The 24,567-nt window shown below is 51.6% G+C and carries 16 protein-coding genes; 1 reads left to right on the forward strand and 15 read right to left on the reverse strand.

The features are described from left to right. Positions 1 to 8: 8 nt before the first annotated feature. From tssH to tagH, 14 genes are all read right to left on the reverse strand, one after another. The gene (gene tssH / locus BW941_RS13590) at positions 9 to 2,669 is read right to left on the reverse strand and encodes a type VI secretion system ATPase TssH (RefSeq protein ID WP_084188978.1); all 2,661 of its coding nucleotides are present in this window, start codon (positions 2,667 to 2,669) and stop codon (positions 9 to 11) included. A gap of 53 nt (positions 2,670 to 2,722) precedes the next feature. After that, positions 2,723 to 3,862 carry a type VI secretion system baseplate subunit TssG gene (tssG, locus tag BW941_RS13595; protein WP_068436251.1) on the reverse strand — a complete coding sequence of 380 codons (1,140 nt, stop codon included), beginning with the start codon at positions 3,860 to 3,862 and terminating at the stop codon, positions 2,723 to 2,725. Further along, the gene (gene tssF / locus BW941_RS13600; RefSeq protein WP_076516925.1) at positions 3,826 to 5,655 is read right to left on the reverse strand and encodes a type VI secretion system baseplate subunit TssF; all 1,830 of its coding nucleotides are present in this window, start codon (positions 5,653 to 5,655) and stop codon (positions 3,826 to 3,828) included. The genes tssG and tssF overlap by 37 nt, the downstream gene beginning before the upstream one ends. 2 nt (positions 5,656 to 5,657) lie before the next feature. After that, entirely contained in the window at positions 5,658 to 6,137 is a 480-nt protein-coding gene (gene tssE / locus BW941_RS13605; RefSeq protein WP_068439116.1) for a type VI secretion system baseplate subunit TssE, read from the reverse strand. A 3-nt stretch (positions 6,138 to 6,140) separates the two neighbouring features. After that, complete coding sequence (gene tssC, locus BW941_RS13610) at positions 6,141 to 7,652, reverse strand: type VI secretion system contractile sheath large subunit (RefSeq protein ID WP_245820108.1); 1,512 nt, start codon at positions 7,650 to 7,652, stop codon at positions 6,141 to 6,143. 54 nt (positions 7,653 to 7,706) lie between these two features. Next, positions 7,707 to 9,191, reverse strand: coding sequence for a type VI secretion system contractile sheath large subunit (gene tssC / locus BW941_RS13615; protein ID WP_068439115.1), 1,485 nt, complete (start codon positions 9,189 to 9,191; stop codon positions 7,707 to 7,709). Beyond that, positions 9,191 to 9,709, reverse strand: coding sequence for a type VI secretion system contractile sheath small subunit (tssB, locus tag BW941_RS13620; protein WP_076516927.1), 519 nt, complete (start codon positions 9,707 to 9,709; stop codon positions 9,191 to 9,193). The genes tssC (BW941_RS13615) and tssB overlap by 1 nt, the downstream gene beginning before the upstream one ends. 52 nt (positions 9,710 to 9,761) lie before the next feature. After that, positions 9,762 to 11,027: a type VI secretion system protein TssA gene (tssA, locus tag BW941_RS13625; RefSeq protein WP_076516929.1), complete on the reverse strand. Its 1,266-nt coding sequence runs from the start codon at positions 11,025 to 11,027 to the stop codon at positions 9,762 to 9,764. A gap of 83 nt (positions 11,028 to 11,110) precedes the next feature. Next, a complete protein-coding gene (gene tagF / locus BW941_RS13630) occupies positions 11,111 to 11,758 on the reverse strand; it encodes a type VI secretion system-associated protein TagF (protein ID WP_076516931.1) in 648 nt (215 codons plus the stop codon). 9 nt (positions 11,759 to 11,767) lie between these two features. Beyond that, entirely contained in the window at positions 11,768 to 15,274 is a 3,507-nt protein-coding gene (gene tssM, locus BW941_RS13635; RefSeq protein ID WP_076516933.1) for a type VI secretion system membrane subunit TssM, read from the reverse strand. Positions 15,275 to 15,362: 88 nt separating this feature from the next. Further along, positions 15,363 to 16,256: a type IVB secretion system protein IcmH/DotU gene (gene icmH / locus BW941_RS13640; RefSeq protein ID WP_076516935.1), complete on the reverse strand. Its 894-nt coding sequence runs from the start codon at positions 16,254 to 16,256 to the stop codon at positions 15,363 to 15,365. 3 nt (positions 16,257 to 16,259) lie between these two features. Then, positions 16,260 to 17,594 (reverse strand): type VI secretion system baseplate subunit TssK, encoded by a 1,335-nt coding sequence (gene tssK, locus BW941_RS13645; protein WP_076516937.1) that lies wholly within the window; start codon positions 17,592 to 17,594, stop codon positions 16,260 to 16,262. Between the two features lie 64 nt (positions 17,595 to 17,658). Beyond that, positions 17,659 to 18,201: a type VI secretion system lipoprotein TssJ gene (gene tssJ, locus BW941_RS13650; RefSeq protein WP_076516939.1), complete on the reverse strand. Its 543-nt coding sequence runs from the start codon at positions 18,199 to 18,201 to the stop codon at positions 17,659 to 17,661. 19 nt (positions 18,202 to 18,220) lie between these two features. After that, positions 18,221 to 19,969 carry a type VI secretion system-associated FHA domain protein TagH gene (gene tagH, locus BW941_RS13655; protein WP_076516941.1) on the reverse strand — a complete coding sequence of 583 codons (1,749 nt, stop codon included), beginning with the start codon at positions 19,967 to 19,969 and terminating at the stop codon, positions 18,221 to 18,223. Between the two features lie 147 nt (positions 19,970 to 20,116). Here tagH and BW941_RS13660 point away from each other — a divergent pair, with 147 nt between their 5' ends. After that, complete coding sequence (locus tag BW941_RS13660) at positions 20,117 to 22,717, forward strand: bifunctional serine/threonine-protein kinase/formylglycine-generating enzyme family protein (protein ID WP_076516943.1); 2,601 nt, start codon at positions 20,117 to 20,119, stop codon at positions 22,715 to 22,717. Positions 22,718 to 22,723: 6 nt separating this feature from the next. Here BW941_RS13660 and BW941_RS13665 read toward each other — a convergent pair whose 3' ends face one another. Beyond that, positions 22,724 to 24,274, reverse strand: coding sequence for an AbgT family transporter (locus tag BW941_RS13665; RefSeq protein WP_076516945.1), 1,551 nt, complete (start codon positions 24,272 to 24,274; stop codon positions 22,724 to 22,726). Between the last annotated feature and the right edge of the window lie 293 nt (positions 24,275 to 24,567).

Genomic DNA, 24,567 nt, shown 5'->3' on the forward strand with positions numbered 1-24,567 from the left:
ACCGATAATCAGCTTACCTGATAAGTAAAGTCACCGTCTTCGGTGGCACCAATGTGCACCTTAGTAACTTCTTCGCCTTCGGCCATCTTCGCTAAGCACTCTGATGCCAGCGCTGGCAGCACGGTACGGTTGAGGATGGTTTCGATGTTACGAGCACCGGTATCCGACTCCTGACAACGTGCGACGATATTGATAAGTACATCGTCGTCGTAGCTGAATTCCGCACCGTATTTCTCGGTGAGGCGTTTCTCGATACGACGCATGTTGATCGCGGCGATCTGCATCAGGTTCTCATCATCCAGTGGGTAGTATGCGATGGTATTCGCACGACCCATGAATGCCGGCTTGAAGTGCTGAAGTAAATGCGGACGGATATTATCAAGCAATACTTCAGGCTCTGGCTTCTCTTCAACCTGATTGAAGATAGCGCGAATCGCATCTTCACCCGCGTTCGACGTCATGATGATGATGGTATTCTTAAAGTCGATATCCCGGCCTTCACCGTCTTTGATCGTACCTTTATCGAACAGGTTGTAGAAAATGTCCTGAACGCCTGGGTGTGCCTTCTCCATCTCATCCAGCAGGATGACGGAGTACGGCTTACGGCGTGCAGCTTCGGTCAGTACACCGCCTTCGCCATAACCCACATACCCCGGAGGTGAACCAAGAAGCATAGAAACTTTATGCTCTTCTTTAAATTCAGACATGTTGATGGTGGTGATATTCTGCTCACCGCCAAATAACTCATCCGCCAGTGCAAGAGCCGTTTCTGTTTTACCCACACCCGACGTACCACAGAACAGGAAAACGCCCATTGGCTTACGCGGATCAGTTAAACCAGCACGCGAGGTCCGGATGACCTGTGCGATTGCTTCCAGCGCATGTGGCTGACCAATAACACGCTGGCCCAAGCGATCAGCAAGTGTCTGTACCGCAGTAATCTGATCACTGACCATTTTACCGACCGGAATACCTGTCCAGTTGGCGATCACCTCAGCGATAGCCTGCTCATCAACATTCGCTTGCATCAGAGGTGCATCCCCCTGAATGCCACTCAGTTCAGCGGTAAGCGCCTTCAGTTGAGTTTTAAGCGCATCGGCATCGCTGTCTGACAGTTTGTTGTCAGCATCTGCCATAAAGTTCTGGTCGATCTGGTCACGACACTCGCGGATCTGAGTAATCAATGCGGTTTCCTGTTCGTACTGAGTATTCAGATCAGCTAACAAGGTCTCTGCATTCTGTTTTTCTGCGTACAGATCAGCCAGACGTTCGGTATGCTCTCCCGTCGCCGCCGCTTCCCGCTCCAGTTTACCTATGGTTGTTTCCGCTCGTTGAATACGACGCTGAGCATCTTCAATCGCACCCGGTGTCGCCGACTGGCTGAGTGCTACACGTGCACACGCGGTATCCAGCAGGCTGACCGATTTATCCGGAAGCTGACGACCCGGAATATAGCGATGAGATAAAGTCACAGAAGCGATAATGGCTTCGTCCAGAATACGGACCTTATGGTGATCCTGCAGAGACTGAGCGATGCCTCGCATCATATCGATCGCTTTCTCTTCCGATGGTTCTTCAACTTTTACAACCTGGAAGCGACGGGTCAACGCTGGGTCACGCTCAAAATATTTTTTGTATTCAGCCCAGGTCGTCGCAGCAATAGTGCGCAGCTCGCCACGTGCCAGTGCAGGTTTCAGAAGGTTTGCTGCATCGCCCTGTCCTTCTTTTCCGCCCGCGCCAATCATGGTGTGCGCTTCATCGATGAACAGAATAATCGGAGTGACGGAAGCACGGACTTCTTCAATAACAGATTTAAGACGGTTCTCAAATTCGCCTTTCACGCTCGCACCTGCTTGCAGCAAGCCAAGGTCGAGAGTACGTACAGCAACACCTTTCAGCGGTTCAGGCACGTCACCCGCGGCAATACGCAAAGCGAAGCCTTCAACCACTGCGGTCTTACCGACACCGGCTTCACCCGTCATGATCGGGTTGTTCTGACGACGGCGGGTCAGGATGTCGATGCACTGACGAATCTCTTCATCACGGCCAAGTACCGGGTCAATCTGACCACTCTGAGCACGCTCCGTTAAGTTCACTGTGTACTTATCAAGCGCTGGCGTTTTAGACGCAGACACAGGGCCTGGCTGGCCGCCTTCTGAGCCTGGTTCATTACCACGAACCAGTGAATCGGTCTCGCCAGTGGTGCCGAAAATAGCGCGGGCAGTTTCACGGATAGATTCTGGCGCAATCTCTTTTAACTCAGGGCAGCTTTCAAGGAGCTGACGACGCGTGCTGTCTTCTAACAGCAAGGCCGCAAGCAGGTGACCTGAGCTGACGACGGGTTGTGCGTAGTCGACTGAAGCCAGCATCCAGGCGTTCTTAGCGGCTTCGACAATACTTGGGGCGAGAGCAGCCGGACGACTGCTGCCTGAACGGAAACGCGAGATCGTACCGGCCAGTTGTTTGGCGACACTCCCAGGATTAACGTCATGTTTTTCCAGCAAGGTAACAAAATCGGTGTCAGAGATATCGAGGAGTTTCAGCAACCAATGTTCGAGTTCAACATTGTACTGGCTGTGAGCAAGACACAGACCTGCTGCTCCTTCGAGCGAGTCCCTCATATAGGGCGACATTTTGTCGACCAGCGACTTCAGATTGATGTTAATCATGGGTTTATTCCTCGTTCATCTCTGAAATTATTGAATCCATGTGATCCGTGCGATTAGTAAGCCATCGGTAATGCATCATCCGGAACAGGCACGTGTTGGGATAGCCTGACTGATAACGCGTTTTCTTTTATCTTTTCTGGGTTCATATAAGTATTCCAACCAAGTAAAGGTTCAGACTTAGTTGGGTCGAATAAATCGTCAAGCGGAAAATATCTGGCGTCCAGCTTCACTTCAATATCAAAGTCCTGCTCTTCGCCAACGCTCATACGAATAAATGATTTTAATTCTTCAAGACCGCGAGACCCTGGCGCCAGGCTATGAAACTCTTCTTCATTGTGCGGCACGGTAATAACGGTAAATTTACTTTGTGCCTGATAACAACGGGTGCCCATGACCGTGCTGACACCCAGCGCATTATTCACGCCATGAGGGTGATCCTCGTCCGGGAGCCGGCAGCGTGCGTCTTCAGGTAAGTCGTACCATGAGCCATTAAACTGCTCGATATAGGTTTCAAGACCAAACATGCCTGCAATACTGCTCCTTAAAGACTCAGCTGAACAGATTCCACGGGCAAAGTGAGCGGCATACTGAGCAATTGGTTCATCCGGCATGGTGGAGCGATAACGTAACTCGGGAATACCCAGCCCCGCCAACGACAATAAAGCATCAGTAAACAGGTCTTTCTTTTCAGTCCCCTCTCTGACTGTCCTCTCGAACGAAGGGCCCATCTGGTACTTGTGCCATGCCTCATAAAACAACGAAATAGTGCGATGATTAAACAGGTCGAGGTAATCTTTCAAAGCCGGATTTTTCTGTCTCAGCTCAGAAATTACCGTCTCACTCAGATAGTAAGGCATCACCCCCTGACTACCCGTCAGCCCCATCATGGCGACTTCGACCTGCCATTGCAGTGCAGGGTTTTCCTCAGAGTCGTGACTGTGAATGCGTTTCTGAGATACCTTGGTGACGTCAGAACCATTGAAGGCCAGCGAATTTCGAGACGTAAAGTGAACCGCCTCCTGATCCGGACGCGCTAATCCACCGACAGACGCATCGGCAACATCGTCATCCTCGGTATTCTGCTGTGATGCAGACTCAAGCAAACGCACCGCCTGAAAAAAATCGAAGCGTTGTGGCTCGCTCTGCAATTGCTCAATCAGATTAAGGCTTTTTCGCCGGCGCGCGGTGGCCATCGCTTAAACTCCCCATCTTTTCCATTAAGCGTTACGGTTAACTTGGTAAACGAATTAATCGACCCGTACAGACCGAAGAAACGCTCCATAACACTGGCGAACATAAGCGGGCTCGTTCCCGCAAGCATTACTGGGTCCAGTTCGAGATCAATCTGTGTTCCGCGACACAAAGACACCATGCCATCCACCTGAACGGGCGACGTAACGGGCTTAGTATGAATCGCAGCAATCGCGTCGATCATATTGCGTGTACTGGCGGAGTCTCTGAAATCGTACAAGCGCAGAATCTCTTTAAGCGCTTCTACGGAGCCTCCCCCCTGACTCAGGGACAGGTGGTTAAGATTGAGGTGAGAAATCAAACGCCAGTAACCGCGTTCCCGCAGAGGCGGGCGGATGGTCGCAGACGGAACAACCACACACTGGATACGCTCGGTCGGATATTCATCATCAACCACTTCAAAATATGGTCGCCCTTGCCCCGTGGTCAGCTTTCTCGGCACATTACGATTTGTGCACAAAAGCTTCATCTCGAGGTTCTGATTTTTCACCTGATGCGGATTAAAATTCATATCCACAAGACTGATATCGACCTCAGATGCCAGTTCATTGCGATGGTCGCCTTCAAGCACCTCGCGGCGATGCGTTAGCCAGAACGCAGGTTTAGCATCGGTGTTACGGCTGTGGTTCATGCCATAAAACGGACGGTATGGAGTGTAATAGCCATCGCTGTCGGTCGCTCCGACATCCGTAATGCTATACACCTCCAGGCCATCGCGACGACGAGAGTCGGGAACAACCGGGTAACGCGACTCGGTGTGCGTTAAAGCCACAGGATCGGCCGTCGTCTCGAATATATTCACAATCGGCGTACAGCCAAGTGCAAACATACTGGCATTCACCTGATGCTCCAGTTCGGAGTCACTCTCACGCAGATAAAAATAAACGTTAAGCGTATTGGTGTACGACTCGTTCATCGCCACATCAAGCTGAGTGAGATCGATAAACTGGAATTTCTCCTGAAACGCAAAGAACTCAGTTAATAGTCGATAACCTGCAAACGAATTCGGCGGGTACGGCAACATTCCTTCGTCGGTACCAAAACCTACCTGTTCCAGACAATCGGAGTTCAGGAAGACCGGAGCAACATCTGACTCCCCATTGGCGACAACGACTTTAAAGCACTTGGTTAATAGCAAATCATAGAGTGGATGAACGTGCTGCAGCTGACCTTTAAGAAACAAACGAATCTTTGAAAAATCCATTTCATTCATAACCAGGTCTTCGCTCAGCGTTCTGAAAGAGACCTTAAGCACGGCAGCAGCCCCCTGCACCTCCAGGCTGCCTGGCGCAACAAAAGGCCGTGGCATTAACTGAGCTGTTTCTACTTTCAAGGGCAGCAGCTCAACCGGGTAAGAAGTCGTGAATCGACACTCTTCACCATCAGAGTCGGTATCCAGCAAGGTACCCGCCGGTATCTGTACGGGCGCATCCAGATCATCAAGCGGTGCAAACTGAGTAATTGCCATGGACGGTACTGGGCGCAGGTAGTGCGGATACAGAGTCTCCAGCATGGCATCCGTCAGTTCAGGAAAGTCATCACTCAACTTCTGCTGAATACGCGCATTCAGAAAGGCAAAGCCGGAAAGCAGACGCGACACCAACGGATCATCCACAGAGTCACTGCCTAGCTTAAGGCTTTCAGCGACGGAGGGATGCTGGCGTGCAAAATCACTGGCCGATTGCTTAATAAACGCCAGTTCTTTTTCGTAATGATATAAGAGCCTGTCGCTCATAATCAGAAAATCTCCGAGACATTTACCGTCTGATTGACGGGGTTTAACGCCGATTCAAATATAATCATTTCTTGTAGCGGGTTGACGTTGAGCGTTGCCTCAACCCGGAAACGGATTGTGGGGTCTTCATTATCAATCGCCACGTCCGTCTTCACTTTGACGGAGCGAATCCGTGGCTCAAAACGCTTCACAGCTTTTTCAATCCGGCGACAGAATTCATTGCGACTATCGAACGATGTCATATTGATTGTCGATAAATCAGGCAAGCCGTAGTTGAGAACGCAGTCGTCCAGATGGCTATATCCCGCAGGCGGTGACACACAGCAGTAACGGGTATTAAACAGATTCTCTAGGTCGCGACGTATGCTCTCGCGAAGGCTGCGCACAATCTGATGACTCTGGCGAAAATCTGTGCCCTTGTTCTGTTCCAGGAAACGATCAAGCAAAGGGGCAACGAGTGGTTTATCTTTCAGTTCAGACATACATCACACCTTGCCAATATCAATCTGACTTAATGACGTCGTCAGCCTGAGCTCTGACACCAGATGGTCAACCGAGTAATGCGTTTTTAAATGCACCAGGCTTGAGTAATAACCTGGCTGCGCGGGATCTTCATCCACCACAACTCTGGCCTCACGCAATGGATAACGTGCCATCATTTCCCATGAAAGGTCGTCCCGGCCGGTCGTATATTGATCCAGCCAGTTCTGTAAAAAACGCTCACAGGATTCGGCAGTCGTATAGGAGCCCACCTTATCCCGAACAATAACCTTGATGTACTGCGCCACCCGGGAGCCACACAATATCTGCTGCAACATAGAGCTTATACGTGCGTTTGCTGTGGCTGATTTTTTCGCATACACCTTAGGAATCTGCAACGATGGGCAGTTATTAAACACGGCATACGGCGTCTGAAAACAGTGGCACAGAGCGATCATGCCATAGTCGCTCAGTTCACGTTCTAACTGATCAGTCACAGTGACAGACGTCGACATTTTCACCATCGCGCGGGATGAGTCGGTGCGATAGGCCGGCGTCGGAAACTGAGTAACCAAACCACCACCGTAATGATCCCGTGGAACGCCGCGTATATGACTGAACCAACCGACTTCAGAAAATTCCCGGATCAGTACTGTCCCGAGTGCGAAACAGGCGTTACCCCACAAGTATTTACGGTTATCTTCCCCTGCGACGCTTTCATTAAATCGCAGCCCACGGCGGGAACGGCGGTTATCCCGATAAGGCTCACGCATCAGCACCTGAGGCAGAGTCAGCGCCAGGAAACGACTGTCATCGTGTTCACGCATCGAGCGCCAGCGCACGTAATCATGCGAGCGGAAAATTTCGTCAACATTGATATGCAGACCAAGGTTATCGAAATCGTCCAGACCAAAAAGCTGAGGGGCCGCACTGCAGACAAACGGACAAAACGCTGCGGCGGCAGCCCGGCTGATGCCCTGCAAGGTAAATACATCATCAATGCGATGGTCTTCGTAAGGCCTGTGCGCAACGTAATAGTCACCCAGCAGAACACTGAAAGGTTCACCACCTGGCGTACCAAACTCTTCGTTGTAGATCAGATGAAACAGGCCGCTTTGATCAAAGTCTGGCGCACGTTCCATATCACGAGCGAGATCCTTCCAGCTGACGTCAAGCAACCTGATTTTTGTATTTTCGGGATTAACAACGGCGTCGATCAAAAACCAGAGGCCGCGCCAGGAAGCTTCGAGCGCCTGAAAGCGCTTATTGTGCAGAACGGCATCAATCTGCTCAGAGATCAGCTCATCAATATAAGCGACTTGTTGAGCCAGCCAACGGCAAGGCTCCAGACGTGACGTATCGGCGGGTGACGATAATTCGACCCAATGGCGAAACGCCTCCACATCATCGTTTTCAGAAAGGAATGAATAAATATCCGCGAGGGGTATTTCGTCCGATGAAAGGGTTGGCGAAGGATTCTCTGACATGACAGCCATGCCTGCGGAATCGTTCAGCACGGAAAACCTCTGAAGAAGAAATTATAAAGGGGGCCTGAGGCCCCCGATATCTGCTTACTTAGGCTGCGGAATATTCGCAACCATACGCAGAGAAGTTGTCAGCTCTTCCATTTGCAGCCAAGGCTTCAGGTAAGCAACGGCGCTGTATGCACCTGGAGAACCTGGAATTTCCTTAACTTCAACGCGAGCTTCAGCCAGTGGGTACTTGGCTTTCATTTCAGCAGACGCATCTGGGTTGCCGTTGGTGTACTGGGCAATCCACTGGTTCAACCAACGCTCGCAGTTTTCTGCCTGCATGAAAGAACCTACCTTGTCACGCGCCATTACTTTCAGGTAATGAGCAATACGTGAAGTTGCCATCAGGTATGGCAGGCGAGCAGAGATAGACGCGTTTGCAGTGGCATCCGGGTCATCAAATACTTTCTGCTTCTGAGTAGACTGAGCGCCAAAGAACACAGAGTAATCTGTATTTTTGTAGTGACACAGTGGCAGGAAGCCCTGGTTAGACAGTTCAGCTTCACGACGGTCAGTGATACCCACTTCGGTAGGACACTTCTGGTCAGTATCGCCATCATCACTCTTGAAGATGTGCGTCGGAAGACCATCCACACGACCACCTTCGGCACCACGGATAGCAGTACACCAGGAGTTTTCAGAGAACGCACGAGTCAGGGTGGTACCCATCACATAAGACGCGTTCATCCAGCAGTAATCGTCGTGCTCAGTCGCTTTCGACATACCAGACTCATCCAGATCGAACTCTTCAAAATTGAAGGCTTCGACTGGCTTAGACGCAGCGCCGTATGGTGTACGTGCAAGAACACGAGGCATAACAAGAGTGACAAAGCGTGAATCTTCGCTGTCACGGAAGCTGCGCCATTTAATGTATTCCTGAGATTCGAAAATACCGCCCAGATCACGTGGCTTAGACAGTTCAGTGAAATCATCGAATCCGAACATGCCTGAACCAGCCGCTGAAATAAACGGACAGAAACCAGCAGCAGCAACGTTAGACATATTGCTCAGCAGGTCGATATCTTCAGGGTGATTAGTGAACTCAAAGTCACCGATCATGCAGCCATATGGCTCACCACCAGCAGTACCGAATTCTTCTTCGTAGATTTTTTTGAAGATCTGGCTCTGATCGAACTCAACCGCTTTATCAAGGTCACGGAAAAGCTCACGCTTGCTCAGGTTAAGCATGCGGATTTTCAGAGTAGCGCCGGTTTCGCTGTTCATAACGAGGTGGTTCAGACCGCGCCATGAGCCTTCCAGCTTCTGGAATTTTTCATCATGCAATACAGCGCTGAGCTGTTTTGACATCGCCTGATCAATCGCAGTAATTGCCTGCTTAATTGTATTGGTCAGGTTACGATCCCAGGTAACGGTACCTTTCAGAACCTGCTCGGTCAGGTTTGCCAGCAGGTCTTCAGTTTCTTCACGGCCAGTTTGCTTGGTGTAGGTAATCGCCTGTTCCAGCAGACTGACCGACTGTTCTTCCGCTTCTGCGCCTACCGCAGCTTCGACTTCAGTACTCATTACTCAGCTCCTTCTTTGCTTTCGCCAACACCCAGCTGCTGAGAGATCTCAGTGATGTTGTCAGTGTTTTTCAGAATTTGTTCAAGAACCGTTTCCAGCTCTTCAGAGCGGTCGGCTTTGCTCAGCAGGTCGCGCAGTTTGTTACGCGCGTCCAGCAACTGCTTAAGAGGCTCAACCTGTTCTACGATCGCTTCTGGAGTGAAATCGTCCATCTTACGGAAGTCCAGATCCACAGCCATGGTGTTGCCTTCGCCTGCCAGAGTGTTTTCGACCTGCAGGTTCAGCTTGGGATTAACTTTACCCATCACTTCGTTGAAGTTGTCGCGATCAATCTGAACGAACTTACGCTCTTTCAGCGCCTTTCGGTTTTCAGCGTTATCACCTGAGTAGTCACCCATGACACCTGCAACAAACGGCAGTTCTTTTTTAACTTCAGCGCCATTCGTTTCAACATCATATGTGATGTGTACGCGAGGCTTACGCACGCGCTTCAGCTTATTGTGGATACTTTCGGACATGAGTAACTCCTTTTCCTTTGAGTAACGGTATTTACCGTAATTCTGTTAATTCTTACCAGTTGGTCTCAGACTTTGGCTCAGGCTCGGCTTGTGGTGCAGGCGCGGCAGCCGGAGCTGCGGCTGCTTCACTCGCTACAGGAGCCGCGGGCGGAGCAACGTAAGTTGATTCGTCTGAACCATCCATTTTCACGCCTGTAAATTGCGAGAACAGGCCGCGTGCATTGCTGTCTGGAATCAGCTCCATCATCAACTCAGCGACCGTCATCCGGCCCCAGCTGATCAGGCGCTCGAGACCCGGCGCTAATGGTGTATGTGGTTCGTACTGACGGAAGTACTTAGCGACCTCTTCAAGGCGCTTAAGTGCTTCTTCGCGATTGGTAATCGGCCCTGTGGTTCCATTCACTAAACGCACAACCTGCCCTCCCTGTATGGCACTGGCGTCTGCTGCGGCATCCTCAGCGGCTGCCGCACTTTCTTCGGCTTCTACCGCAGCGCTTGCAGCATCGGCTTCATCGAGCTTCGGCTTATAGATAAAACGGGTGGTACGTACGATTTCGGCAAGCAGCTCAGTGATTTTTGAACTTGGTGGTGCTTCAGCGCCGCACTTCTCACGCAAGGTCGAACTGATGTTTTTATAGAGTTCGGCACACTCTTCAAGTGTGGTTACAAAATTCTGGCAGGTAAGCAGGTCAGTGGCGGCTATCGTATCGGTAATTTCAGCCAGACTATAACCCAGTGACGCAATTCGCTCTGATTTCTTGTCGTCATCGTCAATCTTATCAGCGTCACGAGCCTGCAAATACTGATAGTAGCTAAATGCGCCTTTATCACCATAAACCGTGATTTCGATATTACGCAGCGGCGCCAGAAGAGTACCATCACCGCCATCACCATTCAGGCCTGTCAGTGGCGCGACACGCGTTTCGATACCGTCTTCATCGGGCAACGGATAAACATCATCCCAGAAGTTATCAATAATCTGATTGATCACTGAGAAGCCGTCTCGCAGACCAGAAATGCCATGACTACGGACTAAACTCTCAAGGTACCAGGACGCAACTTCCAGATCTTTTGATGACTCTGTCAGGATCTTACTGGCGGTACGCTGCACAATATCCCATGGGCCTGCCACGTCCACTTCATCGTCGCCACCGAACATGGCAGAGCGCTCAGCGGCACGAGCAGCATTACGGGCGTCTTTAATGGTGTAGTAATCGGACGTTGGGGAACGGTCTTCACGGATATCAATGCCCTGCGGAGTATCATCATTTACAGGGGCTACGAGGCTTTCGATATCGACAACATGACCAAATGGCATGGCAGAGTCCTTTCAATTTTGGTGTTTCTGGTCCAGTAGGAAAATGATACTACACCAGCCGTAGGGTGTTAACACCCATTAAATTATGACCACTGACCCGTCAGCATGTGGGTATATTCTTCCGGAGAGGGAAGACCAGATGCGACAAAAGACACCGACGGCGTATTTTCATTCGCACTCATTCCCCAAAGGCTGACACTGCCGGGCACAAGCTGCGTCATGCTATGCAGAGAACCAAATTCAGGGTTGGCACCTCCCACAGAAACCTGGCTGCCCGAAGCGCTTATAAAGCAATGTCTCGTGCACGAAGGTATGGCGACATGATTCAGCTTTCCACAAAGATCATCGACTGTCAGTTGTTCATGAAGCCCGGATATGGCTACCTGTTGCAGCTCTGCAAACCAACCGTCGCCATCGGCCATTAATGCATACAGGTTTTCACCCTGAGCGAGCGGCACAGCAATCGACAAAGGGAAATAACGGCCAACGCTATCTACACTCGGCACCAGAATGCCAGCCCAGCGTTGCTGATCAACAACGCCGGAATCAAGACCAAAGCGCCAGACAGAACTGGTTAAGTAAAAGTCTAACCAGTCATCAGCAAGAATATTGCGTGAGCCTGCTACGACGCACTGTAGCCATTCATCCCAGACATCGATAAATGTCTGGGGTAGATTACGAACCAGAAAATCGCCGTGCGCGGGTAACTTACCGTAGATGCCGTAGTTCATAAAAATTCCTTACAGCGACTGTGGGCAACGGAAGTTACGAAGCAATGACAGGTCGAATGGATTTACATTCGTGCTGGCTGCCAGTCGATACTGCGCCTGATACCCAGACTCAGTAAACGTAATTACCTTTTCAGATTTATTTACGGTGGAATGCAGCTGAGCATCATCAAGCATTCTCAGCAGCGACCAGTCACCATCGTACTGATCGTTGGACACCCGCTCTCCAAGGTCCTCGAACACAATACGAGAACGCCCACTTTCACCGGCGATCCAGTTCAGCGATTTTTCAATTCGAGGGCCATGAGAATAACTGATCCGGTTCTCACCAATTTCCATCGTAAACAGACGGACATTGGAGTGGAGTTTCTCAGGCGTCGCACGGAAGTTAATCGCAGCAGCTTCACCTTCTGAGAACCAGGCGCGGCGAATATCGTCAGCACGTTGGAACTGGCGCAACGCTTCGCTGCTTAAGCCTATAGAGAAACCGCCATAACCTTTCTGCTTCCAGCGGTAGGTATCGACAAACGGAGACACATATTCATCGACGAATGCCTGCTGGATGCCCCCCGGCTTGAAGAACTCATTAAATGCGACCACTGAGGCCTCTGACTGACGCCCAGCAACCAGTGGGTAGCGGTCGCCCAGCGTATTACGGAAAGTCTCATAGACCTGATAACGCCATACAGTATTAAGATGGACACCGGCTTTACCCATGACAGCGCCCCAGGTCTGATCGGCCAGTTTATTCAGCCAGTCGGCAGGTTGTTCAGGTGCGGTTGCCGCCAGGTTTTTAAGTTGCTGAATGGCGTCAGCACCGCCACCAGAGAAACGTTTTTTCGCCGCTTCAAAAGCCGCCGCATTTGAATCTGGAGCACCATCAATCTGACCGAGATATTCAGCCAGTGCTCCGATCGCTTCAAGATAACCCGCAAACTTAGAAGGCGTGCCTTTCTCGGCCGCCAGCATGCGCTGGATATCTCGGAAACGAAGATCAACCAGCGTCGGGTCGTACACCATACCCGCCGCTTTTTCGACGAGACCGCCAGCAGCACCGGAGGCCGTAGGCATTTCAATTTCTGGCGTAAGAGTCGTGTTTTTTACAACCAGCTCGGTCACCTGAGAGAGTGGCGATGAAAGCTGGTCTGCCAACTTAAGCAGGTGGGTGACAGACTGACTACCTCCCGGTAAATTCGCGAGGCTGAATTTCTGGTAGAAGGCCTGCCAGCGGCGGGCATACTCAGTCAGATATAACTTCTCGACATCGGCACTTAATTTCTTGAGATCCGCTTTACTGTAATCTTCGCCACTGATATTACCGCCATAGATCCACTGATCTGCAGCGATCTGTTTCATCATTTCGGAGTCAGGTCCATACTCCGCCTGATCGTATCCTGCCTTAGTGAAAAGGAACGGCATCATAAATACCGGATCATTTTCACTTAAACCAAACACCTGCTGCGGGTTGCCGCCAATCTCGCGATAAAGATCAACTTCACGGGCGTTGTTGCCCATTTTCTGAAGTTGCGCAAACAGTCTTTGAGCAACCGGAATACGCTGCAAGTACTGGCGGGTGCGAGTAACGACGTACTCATCCGGCTGGAGCTGCTCATCAAAGCCCAGTTCAATCAGGTGATCGAGGTGAGTCAGCAGCTGTGACTGCTTAGTCGCTTCACCGGGCAGGAGATCCTGCCAGCGAGTCTCTGCGTAAGCCCGAATCTGTTCATAATCGCGGTGCTCCTGATCAAACAGCATCAGATAGACACGGAACACAGGTAAAAGCGCGCTATCGTCTGCGCCCAGCGCATTGAGATGGCGTTCAAGCATGTTAGCAACAGCCGGATAGAACACCTGATTAAGCTGAGTGTTATACGCCTGATCTGCCGCTGCATCGACGCGGCCATCATACAGGCCAAGGTAACTGATGAACGGGTGCTCTTCCTGATCGTAAACAAGGCTCGCCTGATAGAGCGGAGTCAGAAGTTCAAGTGCTTCTTCCGTTGTCGCCTGCTCTGGGCGAATGGTTTCACGTAATTGCAGATAATCACGATGCAGGCTATCAACCTCAGCCATGTATGCCCGGTTCTGCACCAGAGCACCGGTCCATAGAGCCGCACAGCCAATCAATAAACCGGTCAGGCCCGCAACCGCACCGCGGCGCATCCAGCGCAACAGGTTTTCAATCTTACGGTTTACACCAACAAGCTCTGATTCAGGGAAAATAACATCGCGGAATAGGCGGGTAATAAAGAAACTCTTACCGCTGTTATGCTGTTGCTTGCCCATACTGCGTTCGAGACCAAAGTTAGCGCTCACTTGCGCCATCATGCGGTCAATCGGGCTACCTTCCTGTGTCGCACTGGTGAAGTAAACACCACGCAACATAGGCACTGTGCTGTAGTTATTCGGTGCAAACGTCTGCTGAATAAAACCATCAACTACGCTCGCCAGGCTTTCCAGCGCTGGCGGAAAACCCTGAATCATGGCGCGCTTATCGGTATTACGCTCGTGCTGGACACGCCACAACAGACGCTCGTTCAAGCGCTCCACCAGCTGATTAAACTCCTGACGGAAGCGGCTGATATCAGCACCCGTATTTTCACTCTCTTCCTGCGGGAAGCTCACACCCCAGACCTGCTCGCGCTCGGCCTGTGACAGGTTACCGAAAAATTCAGCAAAGCCGGCAACAAGGTCGCCTTTAGTAAAAGTCAGATAAACGGGGAAACGAATACCGAGTTCATCCTGCAATTCACTGATGCGGGCACGGATAATTTTTGCCTGCTGCTCACGCTGTTCTTTCGTCTGTACCATCAGATCCTGAAGACTGATAGCAATCAGAGCACCGTTAATAGGACGGCGACGACGATATTTTTTCAGCAGGGCGAGAAAAGCCTGCCAGGCGTTATTGTCCACCACCCGATGACTGTCCTGGGTGGTATACCGGCCTGCGGTATCAATCAGAACAGCGTCATTAGTAAACCACCAGTCACAGTTACGAGTGCCACCGATGCCACCCAGGGCTTGCTTACCGTGGGTGTCCGCCAGTGGAAATTCCAGCCCGGAGTTCACCAGAGCGGTGGTTTTACCCGAGCCCGGCGGACCGATAATAATGTACCAGGGGAGCTGATAAAGACTGAGTTTGCCCCGACGCGAACTGAAACGTGCCTTTTTGAGCGTGGCCAGAGCATCACGGAAGCGGGTTGCCATCTGTGCCAGCTCTTCCTGACTGCGCTCCTGATCGGGGTCAACAACGTCGTTGTCTTTCTGCTGAGATGACTCAATCTCGCCCAGTAATTCTTTATTCTGTCGACGTTCAACCAGCCATTGGCTGACATTCCAGGTCAGCCAGAACAACCAGAAAAATCCAATGATAATCGCCCGGGTCATCGGACTCAGCGTCATATTATCTGCGCCGAATTTGATGAATTCAGCACCAAACCAGATCAGCAACGACAGAGCCGTGAGCCCGATAATTCCGACGACCCACTTATTTTGCAGAAACGCCAACAGCTTTTTCATGTGTTCTCCATGTACACAACGGGAGGCGCATCCTTACCCGATGGTCATTTTTATTCATTCAGCAACTATCTCATCAGAGACAGCAAGACTAATAAAACCGCTTACCTTGTGGTGGCGAGACCACCTCGGAGTTGTTTGCAGGCGTACCGTCGATGCCGGTTATCTCCGTGTAGATACTTTCAGCGACGGGAGTCGTCTCCTGATACATCCAATAACGGAAACCGGAATAGGTCAGCACGAGTAGCGCCATCACAACACTGGCGATGACCCACAAAGGAATATAATTTTTCAGGTACTCGCTGGGCTTCACGGAACCTTCCCAGTGGGGCGACAACTCTGATTCCCACCCAGGGCGATGACTTTCAATGGTGTGATACAGGTTTTCGCGTATCTGTTCGAGCTGCTCGTTCCCCCGGGGCATAACGCGATATTTCCCCTGAAAACCCAGGCTCAGGCAGAGATAATACAGCTCAAGCAGGTCAAGGTGAGTCCCTGGTGTTTCCAGCAGTTTCTGCAAAATCAGGAAGGATTTTTCCCCCCCCGACGTTTCCTGATGAAACAGGCTCAGAAGTGAATGCTGACTCCAGCCACTGCTCGCACCCCACGGGGTATTCAACACCATTTCGTCAATGACAGAACACAACAGGTAACGCGCAGCGACGACGGTGTCACCGGTAATACCGGCGTTTCTCGCATTACGCTCAAAGCTCTTTATTTCTTCCGTCAGACGCTTATGCAAGTCAGGCACCTGATCGTGCTTCATGGTCGAACGCAGCTTGGTCACCAGAGTCAACAACGTGGTTGCACCCGTCACTAGCGGATTAAGCCCATGACGCACATCGATTTTTTCGTTACCCGGCATCGCAGGTTGCGGCGAGGTTGCCCTGCCCTGCCCAGCACCGGAAGAAGAACGCGCAGCGCCCGGCGTAGGAATCATGACCGTGCGGTCAGAAGCGCCCGGCTGTTGTCCATCATTGCCCATACATCAGCTCCTGATTGCCCAGAGTTCCATAATTAAGCCGGGGTAATCGGCGCCAAGATGTACCGCGAAACCACCGGACTGCTGCATCGACTTCCACAGATCCCCGGTATTCTCAATTTCGAAATAGGTGAACCCGGCGTGGTACGGAATCTGTCGTGGCGCGACAGGCAGCGGGCGCGTTCTCAGACCCGGTAGCTGTGTCGTGATCAGCTCCCGAATAGTTTCGACCGGTGCAATTTTTGCCTGCGCAGGGAAGCGGCTACGTAACACTTCTGTTGGCATATCCGCTTTAACCGCAACCACAAACGATGCGGTACGCGTCAATGATGGATCAGTGATCGGCGCCACATAAATACCGAACTTACGCTCGACCAGATCCAGAGAAATAGCTGACTGCTCAAGTACCATACTGAGCGACTGGCGCAGCGCCGAAAAAAGCCCAGCAAATGTCTGCTGCAAATCTGTGTGAATGTACGGGGGCATTTCCGGTGGACGTTTATCACTGGCAGTAAATGTCGACAGTTCGCCTGCCAGTTGCAACAGCTCGGTATAGAGTGTCAGAGGATGCAGAGTCGCTAACTGAGTCAGATGCTTCACCAACGGCTGCACGCGATTAATGACCTGTAGCAGAAGGTAATCTGCAATTTCAGCAGAACCTGAACGTCCTGAATCGCTCAGGCGATGGCTCAAAGCTTCACCACGCTGACGCAGCAGGCCTGACACTTCTTCGATGTAACCTTTAATTTCACCACTGACCGAACAATCGAGCACGGGCGGTATAAATGTTTTATCGAGTTTTACCGGATTTCCCGGTAACCGTTCTGCGATGCGGGCAATGCCAATACAGGCGTAACCACCGAGGTCTTCTGAGCCCAGCTTAAAGCAAGTGGATAATTTACCGATCTGGATACGTGCCGACTGTCCTGATGCAGACGAACTGTCACGCGCATCGAAGTTGTAAGTCTGGAAGCGTGCCTGTGGGAACTCTTCAGCATCACGAACCGATTCCTGAGCACCCGGGCGACGCATAGGCACGCACAGGTAAACTATCTCATCCCGGGTATTTTCAGGAATCTCAATAATCGGCGGAAGCTCTTCTGCTTCAGGCGCCAGTATCGGCGTGCCGTCCGGGAAAATACCGCGTACTGAGGAAATAGAAACTTTGCCCAGTTCAAGCGCCTCGACATCGATCGTCAGCTCCTGAATACCCCAGTAATAACTACCTACGGCCCCGGTGCGAACATCAACAAGGCGCTCAACAAAACGATCCTGCTGCTGAAAATGCTGAGGGCGCAGGAACATTCCTTCCGACCAGATTACCTTGTTCTTTGAAGACATGAGTCATCCTTTCCGTAACTGCACAGACCGTACAGTGAATTCCGAATTCTGAATAGCGCGACCGTCAGAGTTGTGAAGAACGATCGCTGCGTAGTTTCTTATGAGGCGTAGCAGCACTGTTGTCTTCTTCTTTCTCGACAACGGCAATCTGATTTCCCTCGATACCGACCTGTACCACATTTTCATTGTGCTCCAGTACCGGAATGACCAGTAACGCCTCGGCGTCACGATATTGAATAAACTCAGCCATCAGCCCCAGATACTTAACCTCGGTCGCCAGCTCGATGGTTTCGATACGCTGCTCACCTGGGGTCAGTTCTTTCAGCACAATGGTATCGATCAGATCTTTACCCAGACGAGCCGGTGCGCCCTCGTACAGACTCAGGAAATCTTCCCGACTGAACTGACGATCATCGGCCAGCTTAAATACATGGATCACGACCGGTGACGGACGATCATCCGCATCCGGGTTGATCTGCGTACCTGCCGTAAATTCGATAACGGCGCTGGTATTCAAATTCAACGCTTTACGCGCCGACTGACACCCCGACATCATCGCCAGTACCAGCACCAGCGAAACCAGGTGCCATCCTTTCTTAAACTGCATTGTTTTTCCCTAAAAGTAATCAGGTACGGTTAAGCGCCCGTGTATTTTTAAGCTCGGCCAACTGCTTTTCGTAGGCGCGGGCAAATTCTTCACCAAATAACTGGTTATACGTCGTCTCATAGTCCGACTTCAGAGCCTTGAAGTATTGCTCGAACGCGAGCCAGTTTTTCGCATCTTTATTACCCAGCAGCGAATCACGGGCATTAATGTGCTGCTTCAGGTTATCCGGGTCAAAATGTTTAAACATCGTATCGTACGCGGCATGCATGCCTTTCAGGACAGCCACCTGATGATCAGACAAGTCATCAAAGCTGTCACGCACCGCATCCTGAGGACGCATAAATGCAGACGCATCACGGCTGAACATCATCTTCAGGGCGTCTTCTGCGTTGGCAGAAAATTTCAGCGGGTTGTTATCCACGGTCTGAATCATGGTGTGTTGCACTCGAAGCTCGTTTTTGATCGCGGTACGGGCACGCAACAGATCAATCAGGCGGGTCACGGCCTCATTTACAATGCCAGAGACCTCAGGCATTAAGCTGTCCAACTGGTCATCCGAGATATTATTCAGACCCATGAGACTGGCCAGCTGTCGGACATCAACACTTGACGCGCCTGCACCAGGCGCAGCCTGAGTTGCCCCTGACGCAGCCAGCCCCTGGCGGGAGGCTGCCGGTGTTGGTTCCGGGATCTGCGATTCAGGCACAGGAGGCACCTGCTGCGAATCAGGAAATGACGAAAACGCCTGCGGCGCAGGCTGTGGTTTCTCGGGAGACGCAGGTATCCCGAACAAACTATCAATATCATCAGCTCCGCCCGCTACCGCTTCAGATGCTGCAAACGGATTCGGCTCTGACGCGGGCGAAGCTGACGCAAAAGAATCTGAAGCAAACGGGTCAGGAGTCTGAGAGTGCTGCAGAGGCTGCTGCACAGGCACCTCTGGCCGAGGAATTCTGATGTTCTGCTGTTCTACGGGTGCATGATCTGATGCTGATCCGCTTTTCCACCAATCGTCATTATCATCCCAACCGGACGACGACGGTGCAGGATCTGAAAAAGCCGGTTTATTTAATGCAGCGAGGGGATCATTGCCCGAAGACGACGATCCAAACGACTCCCCAAATAAGGAATCATCCGACGACGATGAACCCCAGGGGTCATCTTTAGCAGAGCCCACCGACTGAGACACCACAGCACCCCAGTCCTGTTCTGGTTGTTTCGGTGTCTGAGCACCCGGTTCAAGCCAGGAATCTAACTGACTGGCACTGTTCGCCGACTGCTGCTTCGCTGCCGTTGCCGGGTTAAACGTCGTGCGGTCACCTTTATCGAGGAAATCTGCCGACCCTAAATCAGCCGGAATCGCAGGCTCAGCCGGAGGCGCCTTAAGAGTGACCTGCAACTGATACTCACCACAGATTAAAACATCGCCTGCGGCCAGAGGGTGCGGTTTACCGGGACCAAGAGGGTCCTGACTGTCATTCACAAATGTACCGTTGGTGCTGTGGTCCAGCAACGAAAAGCAGCCATCAGCGAACACAACCTCAAGATGACGTGAAGAAAGAATGCGCTCGGTATCCGGCAATACCCAATCGTTGGAGTCGGCACGTCCGACTGAGCCACCCGCACTGCGGAAGACTTTCGTGTGATTGAGCATATTGGCGTGAGGCGGGCATTCGACGACCGTCAGAATCAAGTCCATTTCTTCACCGTAGGTTTCCTGTGGTTCAGCGGCAAAAAGAGAATAACCGCAGCGCAGACGAGCGGTCACAACAGACACCTGTCTTGAGCCGCGCGAGCAAGTCCTATAATATCGGCGCCACTTTCTGAGTTCAAGCAAACGGAAGGTCGGGCCAGCGAGGAACCGGGGCTCGAAAAGGACGAAATACGTCAAGGGTATCGATACGACAGGCTCAATATGACCGATAACAGGGACGACAAGACACGTCTTGTCACCGGTGGAAAATCCACTGGAAACGCCAGCAATTCAGACCGCAAAGCAACCGGAAAGCCATCCGGCAAAGCTTCTGAAGGTCCTGCTAAAAACGACGACGCTACCGTATTAGCGGGCGGCTCAACACCGAACAAATCTCAGCGAAACCCGGACGCCACACTGGTGACTTCGCAGACTCCCCTGTCGACGCCGACCGGCAGCCGCGCTGGTAGCACCACCACCGGCGGTTCTACGCCGCGCGTATCAGCCCTGAACAACAAAGTGATCAAAGGGCGTTTTGAGCTGGTTTCCATGCTCGGTGCCGGCGGTATGGGTGCGGTATATAAAGCACTCGACCGACGTAAAGTTGAAGCCAGTGACTCGGACCCTTACGTTGCCGTCAAACTGTTAAATGACGATTTCCGTCAACACCCGGATGCCTTTATTTCGCTGCAACGGGAGTCGCGCAAGTCACAGACGCTGGCTCACCCTAACATCGTAACTGTTTACGATTTTGACCGGGACCGCGATACAGTATTCATGACCATGGAGTTCCTCGAAGGTGCTCCACTCGATGAACTGTTACGGGAACATCCAAACGGCTTGCCGCCTGAGCAGGCCGAAAGTGCACTGCGTGATATTTCTAACGCACTGATTTACGCACACTCGCACAACATTATTCATTCCGACTTCAAACCCGGAAACATCTACGTCACCAAGAACAAGGGCTCGAAGGTATTCGACTTCGGTATCGCCCGCGCGGTATCCGAAGGCAGCGCAGCGCACGGTGCCGGTGAAAAAACCATTTTTGATGCGGGCACACTCGGAGCGCTGACTCCGGCTTACGCCAGCTACGAAATGCTCAAAGGCGCAGAGCCCGCACAGTCTGATGACGTCTACGCTCTTGGCTGTGTGGCGTACGAACTGTATGCAGGCAAGCATCCTTTTAACAAAACCCCTGCCGATCAGGCGCTGACCAAAAAGCTCAAGCCTAAGCGTATTAAAGGTCTGACCCGCCGTCAGTGGAATGCCCTGTCTGGCGCACTGGAACTGAAGCGCGATCAGCGTACAGCAACGGTTGATGAGTTTTACAAACAGTTCTTCGGTAAAGCCCGCATGCTTATCTGGGCTCTGGCGGCCTCACTGACTGCTTTTGTCGTTGGTGGCGGGGTTTACTATCAGCAGTATCAGGAACAGCTGATCGCTCAGGCACAGTTAAAAGTTCAACTTGAGGAAGAACTCGCGCAAAAACTTGAAGACTCGGCCATCACCAACCAGACGCAGAAAATTGAGCAGCTGGTTCAGATCGCGGCCCTCACCCCTAAGTGGGATATGGAGCTGCGTCGTGAACTGCTGAACTATGAAAATCTGGTGTCGAATATCGATGGACTGAATACCGATGAACTGAACGAGAGTGTTCGTCAGCGTGTTATTTCAGCCTACATAAAAGAGGCGAAGCAGCGCATCGCTGACAATAATCTCGAAAACGTTCTGAGTCTGTTGCAGTACGCCAGTCGCTGGGAAGCTCCCGCAGATCAGATCGAACTGCTAACCAATCAGGTACTGACCAATCAGGAAGCCGATCGCCTGAGACAAGAAAATGAACGTCTTGCCGCTGCGAAAAAAGAAGCCGACCTGCTTCGCCTGGAACAGGAAAAGCGTGAGAAAGAACTCGAAGAAGCACGCCAGATCCGTATCCGTCAGGAAGTGGCCGCGCTCGAAAAATCCCTGCGCTGCCCAAACCAGATTGATGTCGCCGGTGACGTAGCCAGCCATCTAAAAGCACTTGAGTCGCTGGACCCGGGTCGCTCTGCTGACCTGCGTAATATCGTTGCTAACTCGCTGACCAACTGCTTTAACAAACTCGCAGCCGTCAGCCCATTTGCCGCCGATACCATGCTGACCGAAGCCCGCGAACTACTGCCATCGCAAGGCCAGCTCGACCCACTGGTTGTCGATTACTGCTCACACCTAGAGCCGGGGACCGGTGCCAAAGGCCGCCGTTACACCTGTGCAGATCCACTGCCACGTGACGCTCTGGGGCCAACGATGGTGGTTGTGCCTGCTCCGGACGGAGGACGCCCCATCGCCATCAGCCAATACGAAATAACCTACGATGACGTCGCCGACTACTGCACTGTTTCACAGCTGTGTGATGCCGATAAATACGCGCGTAATTTTATGCCTATTCACAACATCAAAGTGGATTTTGCAGAGAATTTCGCAGGCTGGCTGAGTTCCGTCACCGGGCATTATTACCGCCTACCGACCTATGATGAATGGCTGACTGCGGCAAGTGCCGACGGCGCGGCTGAATTTCCGGAGCGTAACTGTTTCCTGAAATACGGAGCCATTGAGAAAGGTCTTGAGCTGCATAAAACCACCAACGGTAAGCAGAACTCGTTTGGTCTGGCATCGCATGTGGGTAATGTTCAGGAATGGGCATACCGCGATAACGAACTGGTCGCCGCCGGTGGTTCTCGCCAGACGCCTCTTAACGAATGTCGTTACAGCACCGTAACTGCCCACAACGGCACCGCTGACGAATTTACCGGCTTCCGTCTGGTACGTGAACTGGCACGTTAATCCTGCTTAATTGGCCGCCAGTGGGTTGATTACCCCAAGCGGCCAATCCATCCCGATCCAGAGCACCAGAAGTACAGTCCAACCAATAAGAAATGCCGCACTGTACGGCAGCATCATGCTCATGATGGTGCCAATGCCGATGTCTTTGCGATATTGCTGCGCGAACGCTAACACCACGCCAAAATACGGCATAAGCGGTGTAATAATATTTGTACTACTGTCACCAATGCGGAAGGCCACCTGAGTGGTTTCCGGTGCAATGCCGACAAGCATCAGCATAGGAATAAACACCGGTGCTAACAGCGCCCATTTCGCGCCGCCACTTCCCACAAATAAATTAATGGTCGCTGCGATAAGAATGAAAGCCACCAGCATGACAGGAGCTGGGGCATTTAATTCTGTCAGCAGTTCTGCACCATGAATCGCGAAAATAATTCCCAGATTACTCCAGGCGAAGTAGGCAACAAACTGCGCCGCAAAGAACATCAAGACAAGGTAACCGGCCATGGTCGCCATGCTCGCCTCCATCGCTTCAACCAACTTATGCGACTGACGCCAGGTACCGCTGAAGCGACCATAAATATACCCACTTAAAAGTGCATAGATTGAGATAACAACCACAATGCCTTTCATAAAGGGCGAAGAAATAACGGCCATCCCCTGACGTAACCAGTTATTTTCTCCCGCTATCCCACTGGCACAGATAAGAGCAAATATCAGAGTAAAAAACGCAACGGCTTTCAGCCCGCGACTCTGATTAATTTCTTCCGGATGGTCTTTACTTTCTTCGGTGAAAACCTGTTCTTGCGGATGCACTTTTGCAGCGGCTTCGTCGTCACAATCAACCGTTATTGAAACCAGTCGCGGTTCGACCCAGCGTGCTGTGACTATGGTGGCCAATATACTGACGAGAAAAACAGAAGCGACCATAAACCAGTAATTGGCGGCAATATTTACCTCGCCCCCCGGCTCAACCAGCCTCACCGCTTCGGTGCTGATACCGGCTAATACAGCATCAAATGGCCCGAGCAACAGATTGGCACTGTAGCCACCAGAAACTCCCGCAAAGGCAGCTGCAATACCGGCCAGCGGATGACGCCCGGCACTTTTAAATACCAGTGCAGCGAGAGGGATAAGAACAACATAGCCTGCGTCAGCGGCAAGGCTCGACATAACGCCTGCGAAGACCACCAGAAACGTCAGTAAGGCCCCTCTCGCACCACGAACGATCGAAGACAGTAGAACAGCAATAAGACCACTGCGTTCTGCAACTCCCAGCCCCAACATAGCAATCAGTACCGTTCCTACCGGGGCAAACCCAGTGAAATTCGATACGGTCTTTGTGAGAATTTTCGCTGCCCCTTCGGCAGAGAGCAGGTTCATCGCTGTCAACTGTTCACCATTAACAGGATGTACGGCTGAGAGGCCGAGAGCAGATGCCAGCCCTGAAATAATCAGTACCAGTCCGCACAGCCAGATAAACAACAACGTTGGATGAGGCAGGCGGTTCCCTGCATGTTCAATACGTGAGAGAAGGCGGTCAGTAACAGAGGTCATAGGCATTTCCAGCGACAGGTGTCATCAGAATGCCTGAATATCAGCAGGGTTCAAGCTACAGGGCTTTGGTGGCAGACACTGCCGGAATAATCCGGCAATGCCAGAGGGCGGGTCAGACCAGCCCCATCTCATTCAGCATCACATCATAACCTTCCTGATAGTTGCTGAATTTAAACTCGTAGCCCAGCTCACGCAGTCGCTTGTATGGTTCAATTTCATTGTTAACCGCTATTCCCTCGACAGTTTTATATATAAGGTGAAGCCCGTAGCTAGCGGCAACTAGTTACCGGAGA

This window comes from Thalassolituus maritimus (assembly GCF_900156675.1).
GTDB lineage: Bacteria > Pseudomonadota > Gammaproteobacteria > Pseudomonadales > Oceanobacteraceae > Thalassolituus > Thalassolituus maritimus.

Coding starts and splice junctions, on each gene's coding strand:
- tssH (WP_084188978.1), bottom strand. CDS start 2,669: ATGATTAACATCAATCTGAAGTCGCTGGTCGACAAAATGTCGCCCTAT.
- tssG (WP_068436251.1), bottom strand. CDS start 3,862: ATGGCCACCGCGCGCCGGCGAAAAAGCCTTAATCTGATTGAGCAATTG.
- tssF (WP_076516925.1), bottom strand. CDS start 5,655: ATGAGCGACAGGCTCTTATATCATTACGAAAAAGAACTGGCGTTTATT.
- tssE (WP_068439116.1), bottom strand. CDS start 6,137: ATGTCTGAACTGAAAGATAAACCACTCGTTGCCCCTTTGCTTGATCGT.
- tssC (WP_068439115.1), bottom strand. CDS start 9,191: ATGAGTACTGAAGTCGAAGCTGCGGTAGGCGCAGAAGCGGAAGAACAG.
- tssB (WP_076516927.1), bottom strand. CDS start 9,709: ATGTCCGAAAGTATCCACAATAAGCTGAAGCGCGTGCGTAAGCCTCGC.
- tssA (WP_076516929.1), bottom strand. CDS start 11,027: ATGCCATTTGGTCATGTTGTCGATATCGAAAGCCTCGTAGCCCCTGTA.
- tagF (WP_076516931.1), bottom strand. CDS start 11,758: ATGAACTACGGCATCTACGGTAAGTTACCCGCGCACGGCGATTTTCTG.
- tssM (WP_076516933.1), bottom strand. CDS start 15,274: ATGAAAAAGCTGTTGGCGTTTCTGCAAAATAAGTGGGTCGTCGGAATT.
- icmH (WP_076516935.1), bottom strand. CDS start 16,256: ATGGGCAATGATGGACAACAGCCGGGCGCTTCTGACCGCACGGTCATG.
- tssK (WP_076516937.1), bottom strand. CDS start 17,594: ATGTCTTCAAAGAACAAGGTAATCTGGTCGGAAGGAATGTTCCTGCGC.
- tssJ (WP_076516939.1), bottom strand. CDS start 18,201: ATGCAGTTTAAGAAAGGATGGCACCTGGTTTCGCTGGTGCTGGTACTG.
- BW941_RS13660 (WP_076516943.1), top strand. CDS start 20,117: ATGACCGATAACAGGGACGACAAGACACGTCTTGTCACCGGTGGAAAA.
- BW941_RS13665 (WP_076516945.1), bottom strand. CDS start 24,274: ATGACCTCTGTTACTGACCGCCTTCTCTCACGTATTGAACATGCAGGG.